Below are 20,875 nucleotides of genomic sequence, written 5' to 3' on the forward strand. Positions count from 1 at the left end.
GTAAATGATAACTGATAGCTAATATAATAAGGTGGGCTTCAGAATGTCTTGTATTTGTATGTGCTGTGTAAATGTTTGATTATATGCTGTTTATGTATAATACTAATCTTTTCAAAGGAAAATATTTCTTTTCTTAATTATAATGTGTACTTTCGCTTCCACATTTCAAACTGTAATGTGGAAATTTAAGATTTTACAGTTGCAACAGACGTGTTGTATGGTTTTTCATAACCGAAAGTGAATACTTCCTCTTATGGCATTCTTTCTGCTTAATCAAGAATTTCTTTTTTTGAACTAATAGAAAAACAAAATGAAAACATGCCATAACCTATTTGTGGGAGTAGGTTTTTTTATCCTTTGTTGTACTATGTTTACTGCTTGTGTAAACCATATTTCGGAGGAAGAAGGGGAAATCATTAATAATGGAGATATTCCGTTGAAGTTTGTAGCTGATATTCATGAGATTATGAATACTCGTGTAGTAAACAATAGTTTTGGAGAAAAAGATGAAGTGGGATTATTTGCACTTGCAGGAACTACTACAATGCAAGAAGAACGTTATGCAGATAATCTTCATTTTGTGCGTTCATCTACTGGTGAGTTTGTATCTGATGAGTCGGTTTACTATCCGGATGATGGAGTAACATTGAATTTAATCAGTTATTATCCATATCAGAAGGGCGGGGTAGCAATGGGTGAAAGTTCCATGCAAGTGACCGTTGCAACAACTCAAGATAAACTGGATGATTATTCTCATTCTGATTTTCTAGTTGCTTCCAAAAAGGAAGTATTAGCTAGTAAAGATGCAGTTGCTTTGACTTACAACCACCAGTTCTTTCGCATGAAAATAGTCCTTGTCCCCGGAGAGGAAGAGAATATAGAAGAAATACTATCTGTGAAACCTACACTTTCGGTGAGTGGCTTTTATACTAAGACCATTTATGATTTTCAGAAGAAAACATTCTCTGCCTATTCTGAAGAGAAAGATATTACTCCTGCAGGAGAATGGGAAATAAAAGACGGTCGACTAGTAGGAAAAGAGCTTATTTTGATTCCCCAAGAGGCGACTGTTGGGTATCAATACATAACATTGGAAGCTGCCGGCAAACTATATACCAGTTTATTACCATCCACTTTACAATTGGAAAGTGGAAAACAGAGAGAGTTGGAAATAACGTTTGTATCGGCCGAAGATATATTAATGAGTAAAGTGAACGGAGAAATCGGGGATTGGGATGGAACAGAAGTGGATCATACCGAATCGGGTATTTTGCATAAATACATAGATGTATCGAAGCTGACTTTTGAAAAATCGAATGTGTACAAAGTGATACATTCGGGAAAACAAGTAGCCGAAATATGTAAAGAGTATCTTGTTACTCCGGATTTTTCTTCTCAAGCGATTGTTGCCTATCCGATGAAAGAAGACGGTAGCGTTAATTTATCTCAAGGGATTGTAGCACAGTTATTAGGAAAATCAGGAAAAGTAAATGGTGGAAGTGTATCATGGAATATGGAAGATCATTCATTAACCTATGTGGATGGCACCTTATTGGCTCGTCATAATGTTTATGTGCTGGCAGACGGAACAATCTCCTTATCAGTAACACTGGCAGATGATGTGTTACCTGTTTTGGCACAGGAAGATATTGTTCGTGATGTTCGTGGAGGAGTCATCCATAATTATCCGCTAGTGAAGATCGGAACTCAATACTGGATGAGGAGTAATTTGGAGACATCTTTATATGTAAACGGTGATGCGCTCCCTAAATTGAATCAGGTAACAGCAAATATAGCCGGATATTTGCAATCTACTACAGAGCATTATTTTTATACCGCTAATGTTGCGCTTTCCGGTAGGATCTTGCCAACTCACTGGAGTATACCGAATTGGGAAGACTGGAATATTTTAAAAGACTACTTGAAGGGGGAAGCTTCTTTGTTGAAGTCAGGGACCTGGTTGCCCCTGAAGACGGAAGGACAAGTGCAACCTGCAACTAATTTATCCGGTTTTAATGGTATTCCTGTAGGAATGTATGTAGGGGCTTTTCAAGCAGATTATGAGAACAAACATTTGGCATATTGGACATTGGACAATACAAATGCCACCATCGATACTAAGGTTTTCTACATGAAAAGTGATACGAATATCATAGAAGAATCTAATGCGGGTATTGATACGAAAGCTTTCGCTATTCGTTGTATTAGAAAGTAAATCAGTGAAAATTGCATCTCCTTTTCATGAATTGCTTATATTTGGGAAGTAAAACTAACTAAAAGAGAGAACTATGAAGAAGATAATAAATCCCTGGAAGGGTTTGGAAGGGTACAATTGTTTCGGTTGTGCTCCTAATAATGAAGCTGGAGTAAAAATGGAATTTTATGAGGATGGTGACGAAGTAGTGAGCATTTGGAAGCCACGTCCCGAGTATCAAGGCTGGATTGACACTTTGCATGGCGGTATTCAAGCAGTTTTGATGGATGAAATCTGTGCGTGGGTGGTGCTTCGTAAACTACAAACGACTGGAGTGACTTCGAAGATGGAAACCCGTTACCGAAAATCTGTTGATACCAAAGATTCTCATATAGTATTGCGCGCCTCTATTAAAGAAGTGAAGCGGAACATTGTCATTGTTGAAGCAAAATTATATAATGAGGATGGAGAAGTATGCACAGAATCGGTTTGTACCTACTTTACTTTCTCGAAAGAAAAGTCGAAAGACGAAATGCATTTTACGAAATGTGATGTAGAGCCGGAAGAGATATTGCCTTTAATTTGAAATAAAAACTCAAGTTTTTGTGATAAATGTTTGGTGGTTTCAAACAAATGCTTTACTTTTGTCGCAGTTAATAAAAGAAATATGAAATATACAACTACACATCATCATCATCATTTTCCTAACGAATAATCGGTGGGCGTGGATGATATTGTGTATAACTATATAAACGATAACTAAGGCTTGCCGAATACGGTAAGCCTTTTTTATTTCTCAACGCATATTATAATTAAAAATTAAATAAAGTCATGTTAAGAATCGCAGTACAAGCCAAAGGACGTCTCTTCGAAGAGACAATGGCACTTTTAGGAGAGTCGGATATTAAGTTGAGCACTACAAAACGTACCTTATTGGTGCAGTCTTCCAATTTCCCTATTGAAGTTCTATTCCTTCGTGATGATGATATCCCGCAGACAGTGGCTACCGGTGTGGCAGACTTGGGAATTGTTGGCGAAAATGAATTTATGGAAAAGGAAGAAGATGCGGAAATCATCAAACGTTTGGGATTCAGTAAGTGTCGCCTTTCATTGGCTATGCCGAAAGATATTGAATATCCCGGTTTGTCATGGTTTGACGGTAAGAAGATCGCTACTTCCTATCCGGTTATTCTTCGTAACTTCCTGAAGAAAAATGGTGTAAATGCTGAAATTCACGTGATTACCGGTTCTGTAGAAGTGTCTCCGGGAATTGGATTGGCTGATGCTATTTTCGATATTGTAAGCTCCGGTTCTACGTTGGTAAGTAACCGTTTGAAAGAAGTGGAAGTCGTAATGAAGTCGGAAGCATTGCTGATTGGCAACAAGAATATGAGCGACGAGAAAAAAGAAGTGCTCGAAGAACTGCTGTTCCGCATGAATGCGGTAAAAACAGCCGAAGATAAAAAATATGTATTGATGAATGCTCCGAAAGATAAACTGGAAGAAATCATTGCTGTATTGCCGGGTATGAAGAGTCCTACGGTGATGCCGTTAGCACAGGAAGGCTGGTGCTCTGTTCATACAGTACTTGATGAAAAACGTTTTTGGGAAATCATTGGAAAACTGAAAGGACTGGGAGCGGAAGGTATTTTAGTACTGCCGATTGAAAAGATGATTGTATAAATATATAGGTATCTAATAAAGTAGGAACCATGAGATTGATTAAATATCCCTCAAAAGAACAGTGGACGGAACTTTTGAAACGTCCGGCACTGAATACGGAAAATTTGTTTGACACTGTTCGCTCTATTATAAATAAGGTAAGAGCAGAAGGTGACAAAGCCGTCTTGGAATATGAAGCTACTTTTGATAAAGTCACCTTGTCTGCGCTTGCTGTGACTCCTGAAGAGATACAGGTTGCCGGAACATTGGTAAGCGATGAACTGAAAGCAGCCATCTCCCTGGCAAAACAAAATATTGAAACCTTTCATGCTTCCCAACGTTTTATCGGAAAGAAGGTAGAAACAATGAACGGTGTGACTTGCTGGCAAAAATCGGTAGGAATCGAAAAAGTGGGATTGTATATTCCGGGTGGAACAGCACCACTTTTCTCAACTGTATTGATGTTGGCTGTTCCGGCTAAAATTGCAGGATGCAAGGAAATCGTACTTTGCACGCCTCCCGATAAGAATGGAAATATTCATCCGGCTATTCTTTTTGCTGCGCAACTGGCAGGTGTCAGTAAAATATTCAAGGCTGGTGGTGTGCAGGCTATTGCCGCTATGGCCTATGGAACGGAGAGTGTACCTAAAGTATATAAGATATTTGGTCCAGGTAATCAATATGTGACAGCTGCCAAACAGTTGGTAAGCCTGCGTGATGTAGCTATTGATATGCCTGCCGGTCCTTCTGAAGTCGAAGTTCTGGCTGATGCATCTGCCAACCCGGTTTTTGTAGCAGCAGATCTTTTGTCACAGGCAGAACACGGAATAGATAGTCAGGCTATATTGATTACTACTTCCGAGAAGCTTCAAACAGAAGTAATGGCGGAAGTAGAACGTCAATTAGCCGAATTGCCCCGTCGTGAAATTGCTGCAAAATCATTAGAGAATAGTAAACTGATTTTAGTAAAGGATTTGGATGAAGCATTGGAACTGACTAACGCATACGCGCCGGAACACTTAATAATAGAAACGGAAAACTACATGGAAGTAGCAGAGCGTGTAACAAATGCCGGTTCTGTTTTCCTTGGATCGTTAACTCCCGAAAGTGCCGGTGACTATGCTTCCGGAACAAATCATACCTTGCCTACCAACGGTTATGCCAAAGCATATAGCGGCGTCAGTCTGGATAGTTTTATCCGCAAGATTACGTTCCAGGAAATTCTTCCGGAAGGAATAAAAGCTATTGGTCCCGCTATTGAGGAGATGGCGGCTAACGAACATTTGGACGCGCATAAGAATGCGGTCACAGTTCGTCTCAAAGCAATTCAAAATTCATAACTTAAAATTTAAAGAAGTGAAAACATTACAAGAATTAACCCGGCCGAATATCTGGAAATTAAAGCCTTACTCTTCGGCACGTGATGAATATAAAGGAGTCACCGCTTCTGTTTTCCTGGATGCAAACGAAAATCCGTACAATACGCCTCACAACCGTTATCCGGACCCTATGCAGTGTGAACTGAAAACATTGTTGTCGAAAATTAAGAAAATATCTCCCGAACATATTTTTCTCGGAAACGGCAGTGATGAAGCCATCGACTTGGTCTTTCGTGCTTTTTGCGAACCGGGTAAAGATAATGTAGTAGCTATCGATCCTACCTATGGAATGTATCAGGTCTGTGCCGATGTAAACGATGTAGAATATCGGAAAGTTTTGTTGGATGATGACTTCCAGTTCTCTGCTGACAAATTGCTGGCAGCTACCGACGAGCATACCAAACTGATTTTCCTTTGTTCGCCTAATAATCCGACGGGAAATGATCTGCTTCGTTCCGAAATAGAAAAGATTCTTTGTCAGTTTGAAGGATTGGTAATGTTGGATGAGGCTTACAATGATTTTTCTAAAGCTCCGTCTTTCCTCGAAGAGTTGGATAAATATCCTAATCTCGTCGTATTTCAGACATTCTCCAAAGCCTGGGGATGTGCTGCTATCCGTTTGGGAATGGCTTTTGCTTCCAAAGAGATTATTGATATTCTTAGTAAAATCAAATATCCCTATAATGTCAACCAGTTGACTCAACAGCAAGCCATCGCCATGTTGCATAAACATTATGAGATAGAACGTTGGGTGAAAACTCTGAAGGAAGAACGTGACTATTTGGAAGCGGAATTTGAAAAGCTTCCATGTACCATTAAACTGTTCCCGTCTGATGCGAATTTCTTTTTGGCAAAAGTGACGGATGCCGTGAAAATCTACAATTATTTGGTAGGTGAAGGAATTATTGTGCGTAATCGCCATAACATTTCGCTTTGCTGCAACTGTTTGCGTGTGACTGTCGGTACCCGTGTAGAGAATAATACCCTATTGGCTATCCTTAAAAAATACCCGGGATAATTTATGAAGAAGAAAATATTATTTATAGATAGAGATGGTACGTTGGTGATCGAACCTCCCGTGGATTACCAACTCGACTCATTGGAGAAGCTGGAATTCTATCCGAAAGTATTCCGTAATTTAGGTTTTATCCGCAGTAAACTCGATTTTGAATTTGTGATGGTCACCAATCAGGATGGATTGGGTACATCTTCCTTCCCGGAAGAAACGTTTTGGCCTGCCCATAATCTGATGCTTAAAACATTGGAAGGAGAGGGGATTACTTTTGATGAGATTCTGATAGACCGTAGTTTCCCGGAAGATAATGCGCCCACCCGTAAACCACGTACCGGAATGCTGACGAAGTACCTAAATAATCCGGAATACGATCTTGCCGGAAGTTTTGTGATAGGCGACCGTCCTACGGATGTGGAACTTGCCAAGAATTTGGGTTGTCGGGCAATCTATCTGCAAAATTCACCTGAAACCCTGAAAGAAAAAGGACTGGAAGAAGTCTGCGCCCTTGCAACAACTGACTGGGATCAGATAGCCGAGTTCCTTTTTGCCGGAGAACGGAAAGCGGAAGTACGTCGTACAACCAAAGAAACAGATATTGATGTGGCTTTGAACTTGGATGGAAACGGCACTTGTGACATCTCTACCGGTCTTGGCTTTTTCGACCACATGCTCGAGCAGATTGGAAAACACTCCGGTATGGACTTGACAATCCGTGTAAAAGGAGATCTGGAGGTAGACGAGCATCATACGATCGAAGATACTGCTATTGCATTAGGAGAATGTATTTACCAGGCTTTAGGTAGTAAGCGTGGAATTGAACGTTATGGCTATGCTTTACCGATGGATGATTGTCTTTGTCAGGTTTGTTTAGACTTTGGTGGTCGTCCCTGGCTGGTTTGGGAAGCCGAATTCAAGCGTGAGAAGATAGGGGAGATGCCGACGGAAATGTTCCTTCATTTCTTTAAGTCACTAAGTGATGCGGCAAAAATGAATCTGAACATCAAGGCGGAAGGACAAAATGAACATCATAAGATAGAAGGTATTTTTAAAGCCCTTGCCCGTGCCTTGAAAATGGCAATCAAAAGAGATATCTATCATTTTGAACTTCCATCCAGCAAGGGAGTACTTTGATCTTTTTATAATAACAATATAGACTTATGCAGAAAAGAATCCTGTTGAGCCTACTTTGGGGAGTAATCTTCTCTATATCTATTTTTAGTCAGAATCTAAAAGTAGAGAAAATTACTCTTCCTGATAGTGAATTAACCAATCTGTACAAGATCGATTCGGGTGTATATCGTTCAGAGCAACCTTCGCATGAAGACTTTAAAGCTTTAGAAAAGTATGGTATTGGCGAAGCTCTCAATCTCCGTAATAGACATAGTGATGATGATGAAGCCGCAAGAACAAACGTAAAGCTTCATCGGGTAAAGACCAAAGCTCATTCCATCAATGAAGAACAGTTGATTGAAGCATTGCGTATTATAAAGAATCGTAAAGCGCCGATTGTTATCCATTGCCATCACGGATCAGATCGCACAGGAGCTGTTTGCGCACTTTATCGAGTGGTATTTCAGAATGTTTCAAAAGAAGACGCGATTCATGAAATGACTGAAGGCGGTTTTGGCTTTCATCGTATTTATAAAAATATCATTCGGAGGATTAAAGAAGCGGATATAGAGCAAATAAGAAAAAAAGTTATGTGTACAGAGGGATTTTAGTATGTAATTTTGTGCAGATACATGTCTTGCTAAAATGTTGTATCGAAGCTATGATGAGGCGTTATATTTTCTCAACTATTCTCACTGCTATGAGAAAAAATTCTCACTATAATGAGAAAATCTTCTCATAGTAATGAGTATTTTTTCTCATAGCAGTGAGAATAGTTTGATGTTTGTACTTCCCTATAAATTCTCTATTTCTTTAAGCCACATAGCTGAATTGGCATCACTAGGCATCCTCCAGTCCCCCCGTGGACTAATAGAAATACTTCCTACTTTAGGTCCGTCCGGTAAGCAAGAACGTTTGAACTGCTGATTGAAGAAACGACGGAAGAAAGTGGAAAGCCATTTCTTGATGGTTTCTTCATCATACATATCTTTGAATGTCGTTTTTGCCAAATAGAATATCTTGGAAGGTCGGAAGCCGAAACGTAAGAAATAATATAGGAAGAAGTCGTGCAGTTCATAAGGACCTACCAAATCTTCTGTTTTCTGTTTAATTTCTCCGTTCTCATCCGCCGGAATCAATTCCGGGCTAATAGGAGTGTCTACAATATCAAGCAAAGTAGCTTTCGAGTTTTCGTCCATACCGTTTTCTGCCACCCATTGTACTAAATATTTCACAAGTGTTTTGGGAACACTCGCATTTACCCCGTACATGGACATGTGATCGCCGTTGTAAGTAGCCCATCCCAATGCAAGTTCCGATAAGTCCCCTGTGCCGATAACCATTCCCCAAGTCTGATTGGCCACATCCATTAGTATTTGTGTACGTTCGCGTGCTTGCGAATTCTCGTATGTAACGTCATGTACATTCATGTCATGTTCGATGTCCTTAAAATGTTGGATGCAGGCATCTTTAATACTAATTTCACGGATGGATATACCTAATGATTTCATTAGATCGATCGCATTATGGTATGTGCGGTCAGTCGTTCCGAAACCCGGCATCGTGATTCCGAGAATACCTTTCCGGGATAATCCCAGTTTATCGAAAGTCTTCACGCAGACGAGCAGTGCCAGTGTTGAGTCTAGGCCGCCTGAAATACCGACTACAGCTGTTTTGGCTCCGGTGTGAACTAATCTTTGTGCTAGTCCGGCCACTTGGATAGAGAATACTTCTTCGCAATGTTCATTTAGCTCAATTCCTTGTGGTACGAAAGGATGGGCGTTGAACTTCCGGGTTAAGGTCAGTTCTTTGCTGTTGACAAATTCTGTTGCGATAGAAACCGCCTTCTTGTCTCCTAAATTTGCCTGATTAGCGGCGAAGGTAGTATTTATCCTGCGTTCTGCCCGGATGCGTTCCACATCAATTTCACTGATAATCAGTTGCTCTTTCATACTGAAACGTTCGCTGCGTGCAAGCAGTGAACCGTTTTCATAAATCAGCCCATTACCGGCAAAAACCACATCGGTAGTAGATTCTCCAAAGCCACAAGACGAGAATACATATCCGGCAATACAACGTGCAGATTGTTGGCTGATGAGAGAACAAAGATAATTGTTCTTTCCAATGCCTTCATTATCAGCAGACATATTGAACAGAATCTCTGCCCCTTGCAGTGCCAGTGAGGAACTTGGAGGTATAGTAGACCAAAGGTCCTCGCATATCTCAATGCCAAAAGTCGTATCTGAAGTCTCAAAAAGCAGATTTGCACCTATGGGAACGATTTGTCCACACAGGCGTACATTGTTTGTAGCCAACTGAAGCGCTGATGTGAACCAACGTTGTTCGTAGAATTCTTTATAATTCGGCAGATAGGTCTTGGCTGCAACTCCCAACACTTTCCCTTTCTGAATCACTACGGCTGCATTGATTACTGTCGAATTGACAACGACAGGCATGCCAACAATAGAAATGATATCTAATTGACGGGTGTTATTCAGAATTTGCATCAGCCCCATTTCTGCTTCTTCCAGCAAAAGTTGTTGTCCGAATAGGTCACCACAAGTATATCCGGTGATACTCATTTCCGGGAAAATAATGATCTGCACTCCTTTTCCTTCAGCCACTGTAATCAGACTTTCTATCTTCTCTACATTGAATTTACAGTCAGCCACTTTTACGTGTGGCACGGCTGCAGCTACTTTTACAAATCCGTAGTTCATCTTATACCTTATTTATATATAATGAGTGCAAAAATAGGAAATAGTTTTGAATAATTATCTTTTCTATATTGAATCCTCTTAATAAGCTATTTTGTATGAGTTGTGATGTTGTTATTTGAGCAATTAAAGTAACTATCAAAATGAACGTTTATATTCAATTATCATTGAAATATGTTGTGGATTTATTTTCATTTATGGGTTTGTGTACTTAAATATGTATCAAAAAGATATAAGTGGAAATTTGGTATAAAATATGCGACATATTGTTTCTTTTATTTAAATATAATATATATATTTGTAGCCAAAATAGAACAATATTAGAAGTGTATAACACCTAAACAGAACAAGTGATATTAGTGTTTAATTTATAACTTAAGAGAGCAGATGGTCATACATTTAATTCACACAGCAGTAACACGAAAAATCTATTTGGATATTTGGCGCAATATTAAGAATTTGCCAAGTTAGTCTATTCCTATTCTATATTTATAGATAATAATAGCCTGTCCCAAGTCGGTGCAGAAAATGCATAAACCGATTTTGGGAAAGGAGTGTATTATTCTACGCGAAGACTGCGTATTCCTTATTGTAGATAAATCTACCTCAAATCCGCAACTAAGCCCTTGAACGTCCTTATTGCGTTTACACGTCCTCTCATTACTGAATTTGCAGATAATTTGAACTTGAAGCACCCACTTCTGCCTACAATATCCCCTTACCCCACAATGTGACTTGAGGCAATACACAATATCATTCCCATAAGTTGTAGGCATTATCCAAAATCAGTCTGGAAAACATCTGCGTAAGCATTATTACAGGTATAGATGTTCAGCACATACCGCCTTGATGTCCTGATCCACTTGGCTGGTACAGAGATAAACCTGAAGACAAACGCTTTTATGCGACTTGTTGCATTGAGCCCGAACTTCTTTACGTCAAGTCTTTGAATAATGGCCTTGTAAAAGTTACGGATAAGTGCTGTAAGAAGAAGGAACACTGTGTTCTCTGCCATGAAGGATTTGGGCAATCTGTCCCACCCGAAACCATTGTTCATATCATCGAAGATACGTTCCTTTCCTCCACGAAGGTTATAGAACTCGACAATTTCTCTTACGGAAGAATCATAGTCGTTAGTCAGGATACAACGGTATGTGTATTCTCCTTCCCAAAAATCCTGCACACCATCCATCCGTTTCTGTCTTTGAATCACAAGTCGATATGCCTTACCTTTCCACTTCTCAACAAGGATAGAGTTCAATTCAAACTCAATGCCATTGATTTCCTCAGTTTTCCAGCCTTTGAGAGCAAAGGTGTCATTGTAGATCGAACTGCAGCGGTTAGCACGGATATAGAAGGACTTGCAGTGTTTTTCTATTTCCTCCACGATTTCCTCGGAACATGATCCACAATCAGCTCTGAAGCGATTGATAGTGAGCCCATTCTGTTCAAATCTCGCAAAGAACCTCTTCAGCGTGTCCTTCTGATGGAAACGAACATTTGTGTTACCATCGCTATTCTCTATACCGACTATCAAATCGCCAATAACCGCCACGCCAGGGCGATAACCAAGGAACTTCTTGTATGTAGGCTTTGCATCATACTTCTCTGTCTCTATGAACTGATGGTCGAAATCAACATCATACATCTCACCCTCTTTCAGTTGGCCAGATGCAAATATACAATTGAGCAATAAAGTATTGAGAGTGTCAGCCGTATTGAAATCGTAGGTCTTGCCCATATCTGATGTGTATGAAATGTTTTCTTGCGTCAACTCCTTTATCGCCCTGAGGATAGTATCAGAGCTACAAGTGCGAAGTGTCGGATGAAGCGAGAGGTGGTTCATCAAATGAGTAGTGACATCCTCAATACATGAACCGCTACAGAAGTAGATACTCATGAGAGAACGGATGATTTCGCTGTACTGATAACCGAACGATCTACACCTTAGACCGAGGGTTGAGTCGATTACAGATGATAATGTGGAGTCAAATTGCTCCATGATTGAAAATAATCCCCCAAAAGGAGTGAGTCTCTCAGATTTAATTTGTATCTTCGCCATGTCTATCGTCGGATTCTCTTGTTTTTTTTGCAACACTAAGATAAGTGAAAATTCTGACATGGCAAAATCCTGAGCAACTTTTTGTTGCTCAGGTACTTAAAAAGTTTAATTTATAATAGTGTTGCGGAATTAAGGATCTATAAAAATAAATCAATTTCATTAATTTAAAATCAAAGTATCAAAGATGAGAAAATCAATTCTCTTGTTTGTACTCTTTACTCTGACAAGTATCCCCCTGTTGCTTTTTGCACAGGGTGGATATCAGGTAACGGGACACATTATTTCGGCGGAAGACAATCAGCCGATGATTGGTGTGTCTGTTTTGGAGAAGGGTACGACGAACGGAGTAATTACCGATATGAATGGTAATTACAGTATCACAGTGACGAAATCCCCCGCCATTTTGCAGTTTTCTTACATTGGAATGAAAACGATGGAAAAGCAGGTGTCTGCTGCCACTCGCATGAATCTGAAGATGGAGAGTGATGCACAAATGGTAGAAGAAGTAGTGGTTGTTGCCTACGGTGTACGTAAGAAAGGTACGATTGCAGGTTCTGTATCTACGGTAAAAGCTGAAAAGATGGAAGATGTTCCTGCTCCGAGTTTCGATCAGGCACTGCAAGGGCAGGCACCGGGATTAATGGTGCTTTCTGAATCAGGTGAACCCAGTAAGGCAGCAACTTTTCGTATTCGCGGAACAAATTCAATTAATTCGGGGAAAGATCCTCTTTTTATATTGGATGGAGTGGCTATTTCAAGTTCAGATTTCAACACGATTAGTCCTAATGATATTGAGAGCATTTCAGTGTTGAAAGATGCTTCTTCTACTTCTATCTATGGCGCACGTGCTTCTAATGGCGTGGTAGTAATCACTTCCAAGCGTGGACGTATGGGGGAAGCTGCCAAGATTACTTTCCGTACACAACTAGGTTTTTCCCAATTAGCTTCAAAGGACTGGGATCAGATGGATACGAACGAACGTATTCAGTTTGAAAAAGAAGTGGGATTGGATAAAGGACAGGATTACGAGAAATTAAGTAAGATAAATATCAATTGGCTGGATAAGGTATACAATGACAAAGCACCCTTGCAGAATTACGAGTTGTCAGTAAATGGTGGTACGGAAAAGTTAAATTATTATGTTTCGGGAAGCTATTATGATCAGGATGGTATTGCAGTAGGTTCTACATTTGAGCGTGTTAACTTCCGTGCCAATGTGGAGGCGAAAGCTAATAAATGGTTGAAAATAGGAACGAATACAATGTTTACTTATCAGGAGGTAGAACAGAGTGATGATGGTGAATATGCATTGTGGGCTCCTATTTCCGCATCTTTTTTCATGTTGCCTTACTGGAATCCTTATAAGCCTTAATTCCGCAACACTATTATAAATTAAACTTTTTAAGTACCTGAGCAACAAAAAGTTGCTCAGGATTTTGCCATGTCAGAATTTTCACTTATCTTAGTGTTGCAAAAAAAACAAGAGAATCCGACGATAGACATGGCGAAGATACAAATTAAATCTGAGAGACTCACTCCTTTTGGGGGATTATTTTCAATCATGGAGCAATTTGACTCCACATTATCATCTGTAATCGACTCAACCCTCGGTCTAAGGTGTAGATCGTTCGGTTATCAGTACAGCGAAATCATCCGTTCTCTCATGAGTATCTACTTCTGTAGCGGTTCATGTATTGAGGATGTCACTACTCATTTGATGAACCACCTCTCGCTTCATCCGACACTTCGCACTTGTAGCTCTGATACTATCCTCAGGGCGATAAAGGAGTTGACGCAAGAAAACATTTCATACACATCAGATATGGGCAAGACCTACGATTTCAATACGGCTGACACTCTCAATACTTTATTGCTCAATTGTATATTTGCATCTGGCCAACTGAAAGAGGGTGAGATGTATGATGTTGATTTCGACCATCAGTTCATAGAGACAGAGAAGTATGATGCAAAGCCTACATACAAGAAGTTCCTTGGTTATCGCCCTGGCGTGGCGGTTATTGGCGATTTGATAGTCGGTATAGAGAATAGCGATGGTAACACAAATGTTCGTTTCCATCAGAAGGACACGCTGAAGAGGTTCTTTGCGAGATTTGAACAGAATGGGCTCACTATCAATCGCTTCAGAGCTGATTGTGGATCATGTTCCGAGGAAATCGTGGAGGAAATAGAAAAACACTGCAAGTCCTTCTATATCCGTGCTAACCGCTGCAGTTCGATCTACAATGACACCTTTGCTCTCAAAGGCTGGAAAACTGAGGAAATCAATGGCATTGAGTTTGAATTGAACTCTATCCTTGTTGAGAAGTGGAAAGGTAAGGCATATCGACTTGTGATTCAAAGACAGAAACGGATGGATGGTGTGCAGGATTTTTGGGAAGGAGAATACACATACCGTTGTATCCTGACTAACGACTATGATTCTTCCGTAAGAGAAATTGTCGAGTTCTATAACCTTCGTGGAGGAAAGGAACGTATCTTCGATGATATGAACAATGGTTTCGGGTGGGACAGATTGCCCAAATCCTTCATGGCAGAGAACACAGTGTTCCTTCTTCTTACAGCACTTATCCGTAACTTTTACAAGGCCATTATTCAAAGACTTGACGTAAAGAAGTTCGGGCTCAATGCAACAAGTCGCATAAAAGCGTTTGTCTTCAGGTTTATCTCTGTACCAGCCAAGTGGATCAGGACATCAAGGCGGTATGTGCTGAACATCTATACCTGTAATAATGCTTACGCAGATGTTTTCCAGACTGATTTTGGATAATGCCTACAACTTATGGGAATGATATTGTGTATTGCCTCAAGTCACATTGTGGGGTAAGGGGATATTGTAGGCAGAAGTGGGTGCTTCAAGTTCAAATTATCTGCAAATTCAGTAATGAGAGGACGTGTAAACGCAATAAGGACGTTCAAGGGCTTAGTTGCGGATTTGAGGATAAGGAGGATGGAAGTCTGGCTCTTCAGGATGACGGCAGTTGGAAAGGAACGACGGAGAATCCGTTAGCATGGATGGAAAACAATCCGTTATCAAATAAGAAGTATAAACTTTTATCTACTTTCTATGCTGAAGCTACACCTATAAAGAATCTCACAATTCGTTCACAACTAAGTGCAGATTATGGTCATACTACTTCTTTTTATCGAAGTTTTCCGAGTTATAAGCCAAATAATAATTATGGAGGTGCCCAGCGTAGTTCGTATGATATGCTTAATCTGATGATTACAAATACGGCAAACTACCGTTTTATGTTGAATGATGTTCATTCATTCAACTTTATGGTTGGGCAGGAAGGAGTCGATTATCATTATGAAGGTTTTCAGGTTACGACTCGTGGACAGACAAATGATATTTTGACAAACTTGTCTTCCGGTTCTACCGCTTCATCATGGGGAGATCCCGTTACGGAATATTCTTTTCTCTCTTTCTTTGGTCGTGGTGAATATAATTATGATGATCGTTACTATGCTGACTTTTCGGTTCGTGGGGATGGATCTTCCCGTTTCGGAACAGATAAACATTGGGGAGCTTTTTGGTCAGTCGGGTTTATGTGGAATCTCCGTAAGGAGAAGTTCATGCAAAAATATAAATGGCTTACTAATGCGCAAATAGCGATTAATACCGGTACATCGGGCAACTCTTCTATTAATAACTATGAACATCTGGCTTTAGTTTCCGGTGGATATAAGTATAACAATGAATCAGGTATTGCTATTTCCCAGTTGGGAAATGAAGAATTAAGTTGGGAGTCTACATGGGCTACTAATGTGGCACTGCATTTAGGTTTTATTGATCGTATAAATTTGGATGTGGAGTTTTATAATAAGAAAACTACTAATATGTTGATGGCAGTTCCCATTTCTTACACAACTAGCGGTTTTGGAACTCGTTGGGATAATGTGGGAGCTATGCGAAACCGTGGTGTAGAAATTAATGTCAGTGCAGACGTACTTCGCATCAAAGACTTTACATGGAATGTGAACGCCAATGTTTCATATAATAAAAATGAGATAACCGAGCTTTATAATGGGATAACAGAATATGTAGCCTCTGATACTGGTAGAATGGTTGCGGTAGGTCATCCGTTAGGTGAATTTTATCTGAACCGTTATGCAGGAGTCAATCCTACTAATGGAGATGCTTTATGGTATACCAAAGACGGTGAAATTACTACAGAATATAATGAAAATGACAAAGTGATGCTGGGTAAGACACATGAAGCTCCTTGGCAAGGTGGTTTTGGTACTACACTTTCTTGGCAAGGATTTTCACTTTCCGCACAGTTCACGTGGGTGGCCGATCGCTGGATGCTTAACAATGACAGAGTCTTTCAAGAGAGCAACGGACTGTTCAGTGCCTACAATCAGTCAAAACGTATGCTTTATGATCGATGGAAAAAGCCGGGAGATGTGACTGATATCCCTCGTTATGGAGTTACTCCTCAACTAGATTCACGATTCCTGGAAGATGCTTCTTTCCTGCGTCTGAAAAATTTAATGCTTAGCTATACATTCCCACAGAAATGGTTGCAGCGGACTAATTTTTTAAGTAGTGCCCGTATTTATGCGCAGGGACAGAATTTGTTGACATTTACAAGTTTTACAGGGATGGATCCGGAGTCTACCTCCAATGTGTATAAGGCTCAATACCCTATGTCCCGTCAGTTTACATTCGGACTGGAAGTTTCATTCTAAAATTAATCAGTGATGATAAGAAAAATAAAATTATATATAGTTTTAGTTGCGGTATTGCTTTCGGCATCTTCCTGTCTTGATAAATATCCGCAAGATGCAATTCCGCAAGAAGAGGCTATTAAGACAGTGAGCGATGTACGCCAAGCTTTGGTCGGTATTTATGCACAGTTTAAAAATGCCAGCCTATATAGCGGATACTTGACTTTATTGCCTGATATTCAGACGGATCTGGTATACGCTGTTAAAGGATATACAAATATCTATGGTGATGTATGGCGTAATGAAATATTAGCTATCAATAAACAGGTGGAATATGTGTATGGTGGCTTGTATACTGTCATCGGACGTTGCAATTTTGTTCTTGATAACATTGCTGCTGTAGAGGCCAACACTTCAGATGATGAACAACTGGACAAGTTGGATACCTATAAAGGTCATATCTATTTTGCCCGTGCGCTGGCTTATTCAGAACTGTTGAAGTGTTTCTGTAAAGCTTATGAAAGTGACGAAGAAGCTGCCAATGAACTGGGAGTTGTACTGCAGTCCAGCTACGTTAATCCGGGACCTGTAAAACGTGCTTCTTTAAAAGATTCGTATCAGTTTGTATTGGATGATTTGGCTAGATCGGCCGAATATCTGGCTACGGATGATGACACTGAGGTTATTTATAATTCTGCATATTTCACGATTGGTACAGTCAATGCTTTATATGCTCGTATGTACCTGTATATGCGGAAGTGGGAGAAAGCTGTTGAATATGCTACTAAAGTAATAGATAGTAAGAAATATATATTAGCTGATGCAACCAAGCATAGTTATTCGGTTACTTATAATGATTTTGCATACATGTGGCAGTATGATAATTCTACTGAAATCATTTGGAAAGTAATGTTTGAGGTAAATTCCTATGGAGGGGCATTAGGCACTGTATTCCTCAATTATGATTATACATCTTATAAACCGGATTATGTACCAGCTAAATGGGCATTGGATACCTATGCCAATGCTGATTTACGCTATAATGCTTATTTCGCTACGGCAACGACCGGATTTTCTCATGGGTTGACTTGGCCTCTTTTGGTTAAATACATGGGAAATCAGGATTTTATAAGCCAAAGATTGCTGTGTGTATCCATGCCGAAACCGTTCCGGTTAGCGGAACAATATCTGATTCGTGCAGAGGCTTATTGCCGGATGGGAGCATCTTATTATGGAAAAGCAGGAATTGATATTTCTACTTTACGTATGGCTCGTTATTCTTCTTATGGTGGCTCTACTACGCTTACAGAAGAAAATTGGTTTAAAACTGTCAGTGAAGAACGTATGAAAGAACTCTTTATGGAAGGTTTCCGTCTTAACGACTTGAAACGTTGGCATGAGGGATTTGAACGTAAAGAACAAACTTCGACTATCTCTCCGGGTAATACGTTGAAGTTAGAGAAAGACGATCCTCGTTTTGTATGGCCTATTCCACAACATGAGTTGGATGCTCCTGGCGTGGATCTAGCACCTAATGAAAGCAATAAATAATGTATAAAGATAATATAGAGAAACAATGAAACGATTAATAACAGGAATAGTAACACTTACGACGTTGGCTGTCGGATTCTGGGGATGTAATGATCTTTCCCGGACGACTTACAGCGGTTCCGACTACGTGATGTTCTCCGATACATTATCTATGTATCCGGTGCAGGACAGCGAGAAATGGTTTGAGATTCCGGTAGTAGCTACGAATATATGCGATTATGACCGTTCTTTTGGTGTGGAAGTAGACGATAAGGCTAGTAATGCAATTGAAAAAAAGCAATATGTAGTTGAATCAAATACGGTAACCATTAAAGCAGGGGAGCGAGTTGCAAAGTTCCGGATGAAGGGTGTTTATGAAAATATAGGTAAAACTGACTCTTTGTCGGTTACATTCAATTTGCTTCCGAAAGATGAAAATATATGGGATTTGTACGGTACACGTACTCGTGTTCAAATGCAAAAAGCATGTCCTTTTGAACTAAGTACTTTTGAAGGCTATTGTCTATTGACTTCTTCTTTCTTTAATGCATATATGACGGATACGGAACATCGGTTATTGCAAGCAGAAAGAGACAAGACGGAAGATAATACTATCATATTACATGATTTTTTCTACAAGAATTATGATCTTAAAATTAAGTATGATCCTTCCGATCCGTTGAAACCATTTGTAGAGTTTGATGATCAAATTATAGGTAGTACGGCAGAAGCCTTCGGAACCATTTACGGTAATGGAAAGCTGATGTGTACTCAGCCTGTTGCATACGATTCTTATTATAATGTATGCCAGAAATTCGTATTCTTATATAGCACTATTTATGTGGTGGGTAAAGGTACAGTAGGTACTTATGTGAATATCTTGGAGTGGATTAGTGATGAAGAAGCGGAACAGTATAAGAAAGAGGAAGGACTCTAAACTATAATCGGAAATAAATATGAAAGATATAATGAAATATTATTTGCAATTGATTACGTTAGTGTTTTGTCTCTTCGTATCTGCTTGCAGTGATGATGACGAGACTACAACGCCTGTATTCCCGGATTTGCAGAAAATAGAATGTGAAATCGGAGATACCAAGACACTGACTTTTGAGGCTGCCGATAACTGGATATTGACTTCCTCATCGTTATGGTGCTATTTTGAACAGGATGGTGAGAGGACGTTCGTTTGTTCAGGCAATGCCGGAAAGCAGACAGTCACTATCCATATTAGTGATGATGCTACCGAACTGTTAAAATCTTATAAGGCAGAGCTGACTATGAAGCTGGCAGGAAGCCAGCAGGTGATAGCGGAGGTGACGCGTCCGTCTACTGGTTATGAAGTTCGGGCTTTCAATGCGGACAAGTCTGTAATGTACACAGAAGAAAATCCTTTTGTCATCAATTTTGATGGAACTGACATATTGGTGTTAGAAGCTAATGAGGATTGGGCTTTGAAAAGTAACCCCGAATGGATGGAATTCAATCGTAGAGCATCAGACAGCGAAGTTGTATCTGGCAATGCCGGAGATAATGTCAGCGTCATTCCACAGATGATAATGCAATATAAAAAGAATGAAATTACCGGCTTTCTGACAATTGAAAGTAGAAGCGGAGCTGTTGCAAAAGTTCCTGTGAAGTATGAAGGTATTCCTGCTGATAGAATTATTGGTACTCTGAAAGACAACATAGAAGTCTCGGTTGATGGAGAAAGTTATACTGCAGGCGATAATAGTTATGATAGCGAGGGAGTTCCTGTAACGGTAATGGCTAAGAATGATGAATATACCTTGGTATGTGTGGAATATGTGGCAGAACGGAATCAGATGACATGGGAGCTTGAATATTCTTATACAATAATGGATTCCTTTAATCGTTGGCTTTGGATAGATGATGATAAAGAAGGGAATATTAATATAGCAGCAAGCGCAAATAATTCGAAAGCAAGAACTGCGTATGTATTAGCATTTCCTAACGTTATATATGCTGAAATTAAGGATCATCTATCCGATCTTGTTTTACTTGAAAAGGGGATTCCAAAGGAATATGATGAAAATATAATTGCTGATATAAAACAGGAAGGAGTGGCAGGAGATCTGATATCTTTGGTTAAAGAAAGTGGTGAACCTATTTTGGATGGTACAGGCAATCCTGTGAAAGCTGTACCTTCGGATATGCCAGATGAACAATTAGAAAGTGAATATGGTACTACAAATGTATTTTTGGTTTCATCGTTGACTTTAGGTGTTAATTATGATCCATTCCATATTATTGTAAATGGCTACTCCGGTTGGAATTTGCAAGCTGAAACTAAGCATAATGGTCAGGATACCGTATGGGAAGGAATTGAAGTTGAGGGAAGGTATATGACAAGTGCATTTGTCAATGTTTCAGGTATGGACGAAAGCAAGAATGGAACAAAGCCTATGGTTATTAAATTAATGGATAATGAAACTATTTTAGGAGTATTGCTGATTCAACCCCGATATGAGGATTGATAACATGTAAAAT

At 39.7% G+C, this 20,875-nt stretch carries 13 protein-coding genes and 3 pseudogenes; 14 read left to right on the plus strand and 2 right to left on the minus strand.

Annotation, left to right across the window (positions count from 1 at the left end; translation table 11 throughout):
• Positions 1–310: 310 nt before the first annotated feature.
• From INE92_RS03230 to INE92_RS03260, 7 genes are all read left to right on the plus strand, one after another.
• Positions 311–2,215 carry a fimbrillin family protein gene (locus INE92_RS03230; RefSeq protein ID WP_212701951.1) on the plus strand — a complete coding sequence of 635 codons (1,905 nt, stop codon included), beginning with the start codon at positions 311–313 and terminating at the stop codon, positions 2,213–2,215.
• A gap of 73 nt (positions 2,216–2,288) precedes the next feature.
• A complete protein-coding gene (locus tag INE92_RS03235; RefSeq protein WP_004310812.1) occupies positions 2,289–2,780 on the plus strand; it encodes a PaaI family thioesterase in 492 nt (163 codons plus the stop codon).
• Between the two features lie 245 nt (positions 2,781–3,025).
• Positions 3,026–3,877: an ATP phosphoribosyltransferase gene (hisG, locus tag INE92_RS03240; protein ID WP_008021757.1), complete on the plus strand. Its 852-nt coding sequence runs from the start codon at positions 3,026–3,028 to the stop codon at positions 3,875–3,877.
• Positions 3,878–3,906: 29 nt separating this feature from the next.
• On the plus strand, positions 3,907–5,196 hold the full coding sequence (hisD, locus tag INE92_RS03245; protein ID WP_141409099.1) for a histidinol dehydrogenase: 1,290 nt from the start codon (positions 3,907–3,909) through the stop codon (positions 5,194–5,196).
• Positions 5,156–6,253 (plus strand): histidinol-phosphate transaminase, encoded by a 1,098-nt coding sequence (gene hisC, locus INE92_RS03250; protein WP_195436550.1) that lies wholly within the window; start codon positions 5,156–5,158, stop codon positions 6,251–6,253. The genes hisD and hisC overlap by 41 nt, the downstream gene beginning before the upstream one ends.
• 3 nt (positions 6,254–6,256) lie before the next feature.
• Positions 6,257–7,381, plus strand: coding sequence for a bifunctional histidinol-phosphatase/imidazoleglycerol-phosphate dehydratase HisB (gene hisB / locus INE92_RS03255; protein ID WP_195436551.1), 1,125 nt, complete (start codon positions 6,257–6,259; stop codon positions 7,379–7,381).
• Positions 7,382–7,407: 26 nt separating this feature from the next.
• Positions 7,408–7,971, plus strand: a complete 564-nt coding sequence (locus INE92_RS03260; protein WP_195436552.1) for a dual specificity protein phosphatase family protein — start codon at positions 7,408–7,410, stop codon at positions 7,969–7,971.
• A 183-nt stretch (positions 7,972–8,154) separates the two neighbouring features.
• Here the strand turns inward: INE92_RS03260 and INE92_RS03265 are convergent, their stop codons facing one another.
• Complete coding sequence (locus INE92_RS03265) at positions 8,155–10,080, minus strand: NAD(+) synthase (RefSeq protein WP_195436553.1); 1,926 nt, start codon at positions 10,078–10,080, stop codon at positions 8,155–8,157.
• Between the two features lie 772 nt (positions 10,081–10,852).
• Positions 10,853–12,139 (minus strand): IS1380-like element ISBf12 family transposase, encoded by a 1,287-nt coding sequence (locus INE92_RS03270; RefSeq protein ID WP_009040242.1) that lies wholly within the window; start codon positions 12,137–12,139, stop codon positions 10,853–10,855.
• 184 nt (positions 12,140–12,323) lie between these two features.
• Here INE92_RS03270 and INE92_RS03275 point away from each other — a divergent pair.
• From INE92_RS03275 to INE92_RS03300, 7 genes and pseudogenes are all read left to right on the plus strand, one after another.
• Positions 12,324–13,505 (plus strand): annotated as a pseudogene (locus INE92_RS03275) (SusC/RagA family TonB-linked outer membrane protein); the annotation flags it as partial.
• A 135-nt stretch (positions 13,506–13,640) separates the two neighbouring features.
• Positions 13,641–14,927: an IS1380-like element ISBf12 family transposase gene (locus tag INE92_RS03280; protein WP_009040242.1), complete on the plus strand. Its 1,287-nt coding sequence runs from the start codon at positions 13,641–13,643 to the stop codon at positions 14,925–14,927.
• A 12-nt stretch (positions 14,928–14,939) separates the two neighbouring features.
• A pseudogene (locus INE92_RS26850) lies at positions 14,940–15,167 on the plus strand (hypothetical protein).
• A pseudogene (locus INE92_RS03285) lies at positions 15,101–16,855 on the plus strand (SusC/RagA family TonB-linked outer membrane protein); the annotation flags it as partial. The pseudogenes INE92_RS26850 and INE92_RS03285, both read left to right, overlap by 67 nt.
• A gap of 12 nt (positions 16,856–16,867) precedes the next feature.
• Complete coding sequence (locus tag INE92_RS03290; RefSeq protein ID WP_008643286.1) at positions 16,868–18,385, plus strand: RagB/SusD family nutrient uptake outer membrane protein; 1,518 nt, start codon at positions 16,868–16,870, stop codon at positions 18,383–18,385.
• Between the two features lie 25 nt (positions 18,386–18,410).
• Entirely contained in the window at positions 18,411–19,301 is an 891-nt protein-coding gene (locus tag INE92_RS03295; RefSeq protein ID WP_015532815.1) for a DUF4984 domain-containing protein, read from the plus strand.
• A 19-nt stretch (positions 19,302–19,320) separates the two neighbouring features.
• Complete coding sequence (locus INE92_RS03300) at positions 19,321–20,862, plus strand: DUF5003 domain-containing protein (protein ID WP_195436554.1); 1,542 nt, start codon at positions 19,321–19,323, stop codon at positions 20,860–20,862.
• Positions 20,863–20,875 lie beyond the last annotated feature (13 nt).

It is taken from the genome of Bacteroides xylanisolvens, assembly GCF_018289135.1.
Taxonomy (GTDB): domain Bacteria; phylum Bacteroidota; class Bacteroidia; order Bacteroidales; family Bacteroidaceae; genus Bacteroides; species Bacteroides xylanisolvens.

What these genes read in the sequence shown, in the direction of transcription:
- INE92_RS03290 (WP_008643286.1), top strand. Translation starts at nt 16,868, where the DNA reads ATGATAAGAAAAATAAAATTATATATAGTTTTAGTTGCGGTATTGCTT.
- INE92_RS03230 (WP_212701951.1), top strand. Translation starts at nt 311, where the DNA reads ATGAAAACATGCCATAACCTATTTGTGGGAGTAGGTTTTTTTATCCTT.
- hisG (WP_008021757.1), top strand. Translation starts at nt 3,026, where the DNA reads ATGTTAAGAATCGCAGTACAAGCCAAAGGACGTCTCTTCGAAGAGACA.
- INE92_RS03300 (WP_195436554.1), top strand. Translation starts at nt 19,321, where the DNA reads ATGAAAGATATAATGAAATATTATTTGCAATTGATTACGTTAGTGTTT.
- hisC (WP_195436550.1), top strand. Translation starts at nt 5,156, where the DNA reads ATGCGGTCACAGTTCGTCTCAAAGCAATTCAAAATTCATAACTTAAAA.
- hisD (WP_141409099.1), top strand. Translation starts at nt 3,907, where the DNA reads ATGAGATTGATTAAATATCCCTCAAAAGAACAGTGGACGGAACTTTTG.
- INE92_RS03270 (WP_009040242.1), bottom strand. Translation starts at nt 12,139, where the DNA reads ATGGCGAAGATACAAATTAAATCTGAGAGACTCACTCCTTTTGGGGGA.
- INE92_RS03280 (WP_009040242.1), top strand. Translation starts at nt 13,641, where the DNA reads ATGGCGAAGATACAAATTAAATCTGAGAGACTCACTCCTTTTGGGGGA.
- INE92_RS03295 (WP_015532815.1), top strand. Translation starts at nt 18,411, where the DNA reads ATGAAACGATTAATAACAGGAATAGTAACACTTACGACGTTGGCTGTC.
- INE92_RS03235 (WP_004310812.1), top strand. Translation starts at nt 2,289, where the DNA reads ATGAAGAAGATAATAAATCCCTGGAAGGGTTTGGAAGGGTACAATTGT.
- INE92_RS03260 (WP_195436552.1), top strand. Translation starts at nt 7,408, where the DNA reads ATGCAGAAAAGAATCCTGTTGAGCCTACTTTGGGGAGTAATCTTCTCT.
- hisB (WP_195436551.1), top strand. Translation starts at nt 6,257, where the DNA reads ATGAAGAAGAAAATATTATTTATAGATAGAGATGGTACGTTGGTGATC.
- INE92_RS03265 (WP_195436553.1), bottom strand. Translation starts at nt 10,080, where the DNA reads ATGAACTACGGATTTGTAAAAGTAGCTGCAGCCGTGCCACACGTAAAA.